General features: G+C 39.7%; 8 protein-coding genes and 2 pseudogenes. 6 read left to right on the top strand and 4 right to left on the bottom strand.

Going from position 1 to position 6,204, the window contains the following annotated elements:
- Positions 1-129: transposase (locus PN470_RS16035; RefSeq protein WP_271936657.1), on the top strand; the 129-nt coding region annotated here is incomplete at its 5' end.
- Positions 130-267: 138 nt separating this feature from the next.
- On the opposite strand, the gene PN470_RS16040 is transcribed toward PN470_RS16035, so the two are convergent.
- Entirely contained in the window at positions 268-879 is a 612-nt protein-coding gene (locus tag PN470_RS16040; RefSeq protein WP_271936660.1) for a hypothetical protein, read from the bottom strand.
- A gap of 257 nt (positions 880-1,136) precedes the next feature.
- Here PN470_RS16040 and PN470_RS16045 point away from each other — a divergent pair, with 257 nt between their 5' ends.
- The 3 genes and pseudogenes from PN470_RS16045 (at position 1,137) to PN470_RS16055 (ending at position 2,259) form a co-directional block, all read left to right on the top strand.
- Positions 1,137-1,577 carry a DUF29 domain-containing protein gene (locus PN470_RS16045; protein WP_103111615.1) on the top strand — a complete coding sequence of 147 codons (441 nt, stop codon included), beginning with the start codon at positions 1,137-1,139 and terminating at the stop codon, positions 1,575-1,577.
- A gap of 404 nt (positions 1,578-1,981) precedes the next feature.
- Positions 1,982-2,128 (top strand): annotated as a pseudogene (locus PN470_RS16050) (DUF4277 domain-containing protein); the annotation flags it as partial.
- Positions 2,128-2,259 carry a hypothetical protein gene (locus tag PN470_RS16055; protein WP_256380562.1) on the top strand — a complete coding sequence of 44 codons (132 nt, stop codon included), beginning with the start codon at positions 2,128-2,130 and terminating at the stop codon, positions 2,257-2,259. The pseudogene PN470_RS16050 and the gene PN470_RS16055, both read left to right, overlap by 1 nt.
- 264 nt (positions 2,260-2,523) lie before the next feature.
- Here PN470_RS16055 and PN470_RS16060 read toward each other — a convergent pair whose 3' ends face one another.
- Entirely contained in the window at positions 2,524-3,459 is a 936-nt protein-coding gene (locus tag PN470_RS16060; protein WP_016514465.1) for an NAD-dependent epimerase/dehydratase family protein, read from the bottom strand.
- 220 nt (positions 3,460-3,679) lie between these two features.
- Between PN470_RS16060 and PN470_RS16065 the strand changes: the two genes are divergently transcribed.
- Both PN470_RS16065 and PN470_RS16070 read left to right on the top strand, forming a co-directional pair.
- Positions 3,680-4,126 (top strand): DUF29 domain-containing protein, encoded by a 447-nt coding sequence (locus PN470_RS16065; protein ID WP_272104793.1) that lies wholly within the window; start codon positions 3,680-3,682, stop codon positions 4,124-4,126.
- Between the two features lie 103 nt (positions 4,127-4,229).
- Positions 4,230-4,697: a DUF29 domain-containing protein gene (locus tag PN470_RS16070; RefSeq protein WP_272104794.1), complete on the top strand. Its 468-nt coding sequence runs from the start codon at positions 4,230-4,232 to the stop codon at positions 4,695-4,697.
- On the opposite strand, the gene PN470_RS16075 is transcribed toward PN470_RS16070, so the two are convergent.
- Positions 4,694-5,482, bottom strand: coding sequence for a hypothetical protein (locus tag PN470_RS16075; protein ID WP_272104795.1), 789 nt, complete (start codon positions 5,480-5,482; stop codon positions 4,694-4,696). The genes PN470_RS16070 and PN470_RS16075 overlap by 4 nt on opposite strands.
- Positions 5,483-6,001: 519 nt before the next feature.
- Positions 6,002-6,204: pseudogene (locus PN470_RS16080) on the bottom strand (hypothetical protein); the annotation flags it as partial.

The raw sequence follows: 6,204 nt of genomic DNA on the forward strand, positions 1-6,204 counted from the left end.
AGGACAACTAATGGGGTGGTCGAGGGAATCAACAATAAACTTAAACTAATAAAACGGAGAGGCTATGGCTTTAGAAACTTTCGGAATTTTTGGGTTAGAAGTATGTTATCTTGGCATCTTGTATGTTGATTTAGCATAAAGAGTAACGAAGAGCCAAATATTTTTAATTATTTTTGTTTGCTGAAGTAATGTTTGAGATTGAGGAGCATCAATGTATATTTGAGCATTCGTCATTCCCAGTTTATCTTGAATAGAATTTATTATTACCTATAAAAAATTTGCCAGATATTCATCTAAGCATCTATCTATTGTTGATATTATGTCTAAATCAAATAAAAAATTTAGTTCTTCTGGGGTAAATAAATGTCTAATTAATTTGTTTCTTTCTGTTTCATCTTCTAGCTTCAATGTTGTAAGTTTTTCTTGAATATTTTTGAGTCTTTCACGTTGGCCATTTAGCTTTTTGATTTTTTGTTTAATGTCCTGTAATTTTTTTAAATCATCAACGTTAACAGTATCTAAATCTTCTTCTTGACAAGCAAGGTTAGATAGCAAGTCTTTTATATAAGCATCTCTGCAAATAAAAAAATCTAGTTTTACTTCTTCCCGATTGTCGGTTAGAATTTCAAAAATAGCTAGGGTTTTCTGGTCTAACTCATCTTCTAGTTGACATCGATGGAGTAAATTTACCACATATTCTATTTTTTCTGGATCACCAGAACAATGAAGCAGGATAAAAATTAATTGTAGAAGGGTACTTTTGCCACCGCCATTTTGACTACCGATAGGGAATATTTGAGGAAAAAAGTCTTTCTCGAAACTAATATCAATATTCTTTAACACTCGAAAGTCAGGAACTTGAACCCGTAGTAACCGCATTGTTAAAACTCCTGTAATCCTATCCTCTTGCTCATCTGCTTATTGTAGCCCACAGGCAAAGGTGAAACAATCTCTTATCCTACCGGCCAAATTCTGGCAGATTTTCTCAAAAAAACCCTTGACAAATCCCCGCACTTGACAAATACTTATATATAAAATGAGAATCTGTGCCTGCCTGCAAACCCTCTTTTTTCAGGTCAAATAAGCGTCAAGAAAATAAAAACCTGATACCTGACCAGAGCTAAAGAAGATAGGTTATGACAACTAAAGACTTATATGAACAGGACTATCCTGCTTGGTTAGAAGAAACGGCCAAACAACTGCGACAAAGACAGACAGATGTATTAGATTGGGAACATCTCGGAGAAGAAATCGAAGCATTGGGGAACGAACAGAGACATAAAGTAGATAGCTATCTCCTACAATTGCTCATTCATCTGCTTCTCTACCAATACTGGCCGGAGGAACGAGAAAGATGTGCGCGGGGATGGCAGGACGAAATCGGTAACTTTCGGGTGGAATTAGAACTTTTATTGGAGTCGAAAACCCTTTATAACTATTTTTTAACCAGAATCGCCGTTATTTACCCCAAAGCAGTGAAGCGAGTCCGACAAAAAAGCCAATTACTGGCCGCCATCTTTGCCGAAAGCTGTCCCTATAGTCCCGAACAAATCCTCGATTCCGATTTTCTCCCCTGAAATGCCGGCAGATTTCCTCAAAAAACCCTTGACAAATCCCCGCCCTTGACAGATACTTATATATAGAATGGAAATCCGTGCCTGCCTGCGAACCCTCTTTTTTTAGGTCAAATAATGCGATTAAATTTATTTCTGCTCCCTGGGGTCGAACTCTAGCTTCAGTAGTTTTAGGAGATGGGAAATATGGCAGCTTAGATTATCGCTATTGTGAGCATAAAATCTTCCTATTTGTAGCCCACATTCCGCACCCTCAACTGTCCCATAAGCTGTCCCCCTCCAGAGACTTGAGTAAAAATAGTTAGCTGGTGAAGGTTTTCTCGGTGGCCGCTAGGGGGAGTATGGAGACCCCTAATTATGAAAAAATAGGAATTATTGGAAAACTTAGGCGAGTGGACTGTTCGACCATGAATCAATCAACAGAAATTGAAGTCAAAAATCTAGACCATCTGGGATTAGTAGCCGGAATTATCGATGAAATAGGAATTGTTGAAATTATCAACGAACAAGTCTCAATTGAGCGAGGAGAAATTGTCACAGCGGGGCAAGTCGTGTGGAAGAGGGCATCGAACCGGGGGTGACAGACAAGGAAATCGAAGCTATGTTACAGCAGGCCGATACTGGTCGCGATAATCAGATTAGTTTTCAGGAATTTCGCGATCTACTGCACCAATTCCCCAAATAAACTGTCTGCAACTATTGCGTCGGTCATGAATTCCAAGACATTAGCGCAAGTCCCTAACATCTCGAACAGCAATTCTCATTTTGAAAGGATTTTGCGTTGTTTCAGCGATCTAGAGATTCGTTAAGAATTATTAACCCCTCTAGGTGCAAGGGTTTTAATGTCATGAAACCTTAAAATGAGAATTGCTGATAATATGCCATCTGGCTGGTCTGATTCTTCTACAGAGCGATTTTCTGGCTGGGATATTATTCCCACGCAAGTCCCTTATTGGTTGGCCAAGATCTGGTCATCGATCGCCAAGTCTATTTCTTGCCGATCGCGACCGGAAGCGAGATAATCATTCTGGAAGGAGTCTGTTAAACCACTGACGAGATCATATTCAGGCTGCCAGTTTAACTCCCGGGTGGCCTTATTAATATCAGCGTAAAAATGTTGAACCCGCAGGGGGAAAGGTTTCTTTTTGCCGAAGTCAAATTTTTTGGGGTTATAGTTAACAATCTCGATTTCCTCGGCATTTTTCCCCATGGCTGCCGCGCAAGCTTTTGCTAAACCGTTAAAAGTTACATAGCGATCGCCGGAAATATTATACACTTGACCGATAGCCTGAGAATTACCCAATACTGCGGCCATGGCTTGGGCCAGATCGGCAACGTGACCAAATTGGGTAAAATGTTCCCCATGACCAGGTATAGGAATAGGACGATTACGAACCAAACGGTCAAAAAACCAAGCTTCTAGGTCATTATAGTTGCGCGGTCCGTAGATATAGACTGGACGGATGGAAGTCCAGGGTAAACCCATCTCGCTTAAATAGTTTTCTGTCTCGTGTTTTCCCTTGTGGCGACTTTTGGGATCTAGTTTATCCCCTTCTTTATGGGGCATTTGGTCGGATTTTAGATAAACCCCCGCCGAGCTAACATAGACAAAATGCCCGATTCTGTCTCTAAATATCTCGACGAGGGGCTGAGTATCACTTAATTCTCTGCCATTATTGTCGAAAATTGCCTCAAAACTCTCATTTTTAAGCTTTTCTTTCAGTTGCCCTGGGTCAGTGCGATCGCCATGAATCTGTCGTACTCCAGCAACCGGGGCGGGTTTATTGCCACGATTGAATAATACTACCTCATGACCCTGTTCTACTAACACTTTAGTCAGGGAAACGCCGATAAATCGGGTTCCACCCATAATTAAAATTTTCATAAGATGATGGCATAGATATCAAGGTTATATTATCCCTCGATCGGTGCAGTTTGTGGCTTGTTAGTTGTTGGGTTTTCGGGGCTATAATACTAAATCGGTTGAGGAGAGGCACTGTTGCGATAGGGACAATAGTTAATCAGTCTTTAATAACCGGATTTAGTCTGAATTGGCCAAGTTTCGCTAAAATGAAGGCAATTAGTCAACAGAGGAGGTCAAAATTATGACTTTAGCCAAGGTAAAAAATCTGTATGATCAAGATTTTGCTTTGTGGATAGAGAAAACGGTTAAGCAATTAAAATCTGGGGATTTATCTCAGGTTGATTTGGAGAATTTGATTGAGGAGGTGGAGTCTTTGGGAAGACGAGATAAAAGGGAACTTAAAAACCGTTTAATTACATTATTTGAACACGGTTTAAAACGGCGTTATCTTCCTTTCTCTGACTGTTATCGAGGTTGGGAAGTAACAATTAAACGCTGTCAATCGAAGTTAAAAGATATCCTTAAAGATTCCCCTAGTTTATGCAGTTTTTTAACAGATGTTTGTGATGATTGTTATCAGGAAGCGGTGGAGAATATGCGAATTAAATATGATGCTATTTTTCCCGATATTTGTCCTTTTTCTAAGGATATTGATAGTTTATTAAACCATAGGTTTTGGGAAAGTTAAACTCTGATGCTAAATCCGTTAAGCGGAATAAATAATCAGTCTTTAATAACCAGATTTAGTGTGATTTTCAAGAAATGAATTTAAGTTTAACAGGGGAAAAATTATGACTTTAACCAAGGTAAAAAATCTTTATGATCAAGATTTTGCTTTGTGGATAGAGAAGACGGTTAAGCAATTAAAATCTGGGGATTTATCTCAGGTTGATTTAGAGAATTTGATTGAGGAGGTGGAATCTTTGGGGAAAAGTCAACGCAAAGCGGTCGATAATTTTTTAACTCGTTTATTAGAACATTTATTAAAACGTTGTTATGTGGTTCTTCCCGATTGTTATCGAGGGTGGGAAATTGAAATTAGAAATTTTCGCAAGGAGTTGAAGAAGGAATTTAAGTATTCTCCTAGTTTGAAAAGGTTTATGATAGAGATTTTAGAAGAATGTTATCGAGAAGCTTTAGAAGCGATGAAAGAGGATTATCCAGACTCTAATTTTCCCGATGTTTGTCCCTTTGCTGAGGATATTGATGGCTTATTAAATAATAAGTTTTGGCAGGATGAAAAATATGCTAACTCCTAATCTTTCGGAGGAATTGCCATCACTTGATTATTATTAACCACAACCAATTTACCGCCCAATTTTTCGATATTTTCCTTAGCTAACCTGCGGGTTTCTTCGTCTTGGCTACTTATCCAGACTAACATCCAAGCGCCGACTCTAGGGGCGCGACTATCGGGATTAGTTTCTAAAAATTTTACTGTTCCCCTAGCGGATTTTTCGATAAATTTATTACCGGCAATTTTTGCCCAATCGGCGGCCATTTGATTAGATTTTTTCGCCGCAGGAATATCACCTAAAAATAATAGTTCATCCACTCCTTTATATAACCAAACAAAATAGGCATCATTAATGTCAGGACTGAGTTTTGCTAAACCTTTATTCATAATCTCGATGGTTCTTTCGGGTTTACCAGCATTGACAGAAGAAGCCACGGACATCATCAAATAGGCGCGGACAAATTTTGGGTCATTTTTGGTGACAATCTCCATAAAATCGGGACTTAAACCGTAGCCAGTTTCCCTACGAGCATCCCCATCGCCATAGTATTGTATAAACTGCAACATTGCCCAATTGGCTAACATATTATCAAAGCCAAAGGAAGGTATATTTTTTAATAACTCAACCTGAGCATTTTCTAGGCGAGACTCTTGACTATAATTTCTTTCTAATAATTTTTCTTTGGTCAAGGTTTTCACCTTTTCCTGTTGCATTTCCACCATAACCATGATTAGTCCACCGATAACGGCGACTAAACCCAGAGTTTTAAGTAAGGATAGATTGAGAGATGTTTTTGCGCCTAGCATAAGTAGCTGGTTATAATTAAATTAAAAATGGATTTTAGGTTCGATCCCCCTTTGATCCCCCCTTAGTCCCCCCTTGATCCCCCCTTGATCCCCCCTTAATACCCCCTTGATAAGGGGGGTGCGGATCCCCCCTTAGTCCCCCCTTGATAAGGGGGGCATCTGATAATTTTTAACGCCTACCTACTTAGCTTGAAATAAAGGTCAATAATCAGGGTATCCCGTACTTTTGATGATAAGCAAATTTTATCTATCGGAGGGCGCAGGTTCCTTGCGTCCCTACAGTAACGGATTTTTTCCACAATGTAGGCACAAACTGGGTTCGTCCAAAGGTGACAGAAACATTTTTCACCCAATGTCCAGAAGACCCAAAAAGCCTCTCCCCAAAATAATCAAAAGCGAAAGGTTTCAAGAGAAGATTTCCCCGCCATCTTCCGCTAGATTATGATTAAAGCTGAGTTGTGAAATTGCCATTGTCAGAGAAGTATGTAAGGCCAACCCCCATACTTTTCTAGACTAGGATTAGTTGATGGGACGAGCAATAGCAGGAGCAGCACAAGTTGCGGCCGCACTACCAGTACCAGGAATAGCTAAATCACCTGCGGTTACGGCAACAGTAGGGGCAGTGGCTTGTTCACAGATAACAGCAGAAAAAACGCCAGCATCGGTTTGACCAACGGCAGAACCGTATTCGAGAATATCGCTCTGATAGGTTGTCTGAGGGA

The organism is Microcystis sp. CS-574, assembly GCF_028329095.1.
GTDB classification, from domain to species: Bacteria; Cyanobacteriota; Cyanobacteriia; order Cyanobacteriales; family Microcystaceae; genus Microcystis; species Microcystis ichthyoblabe_A.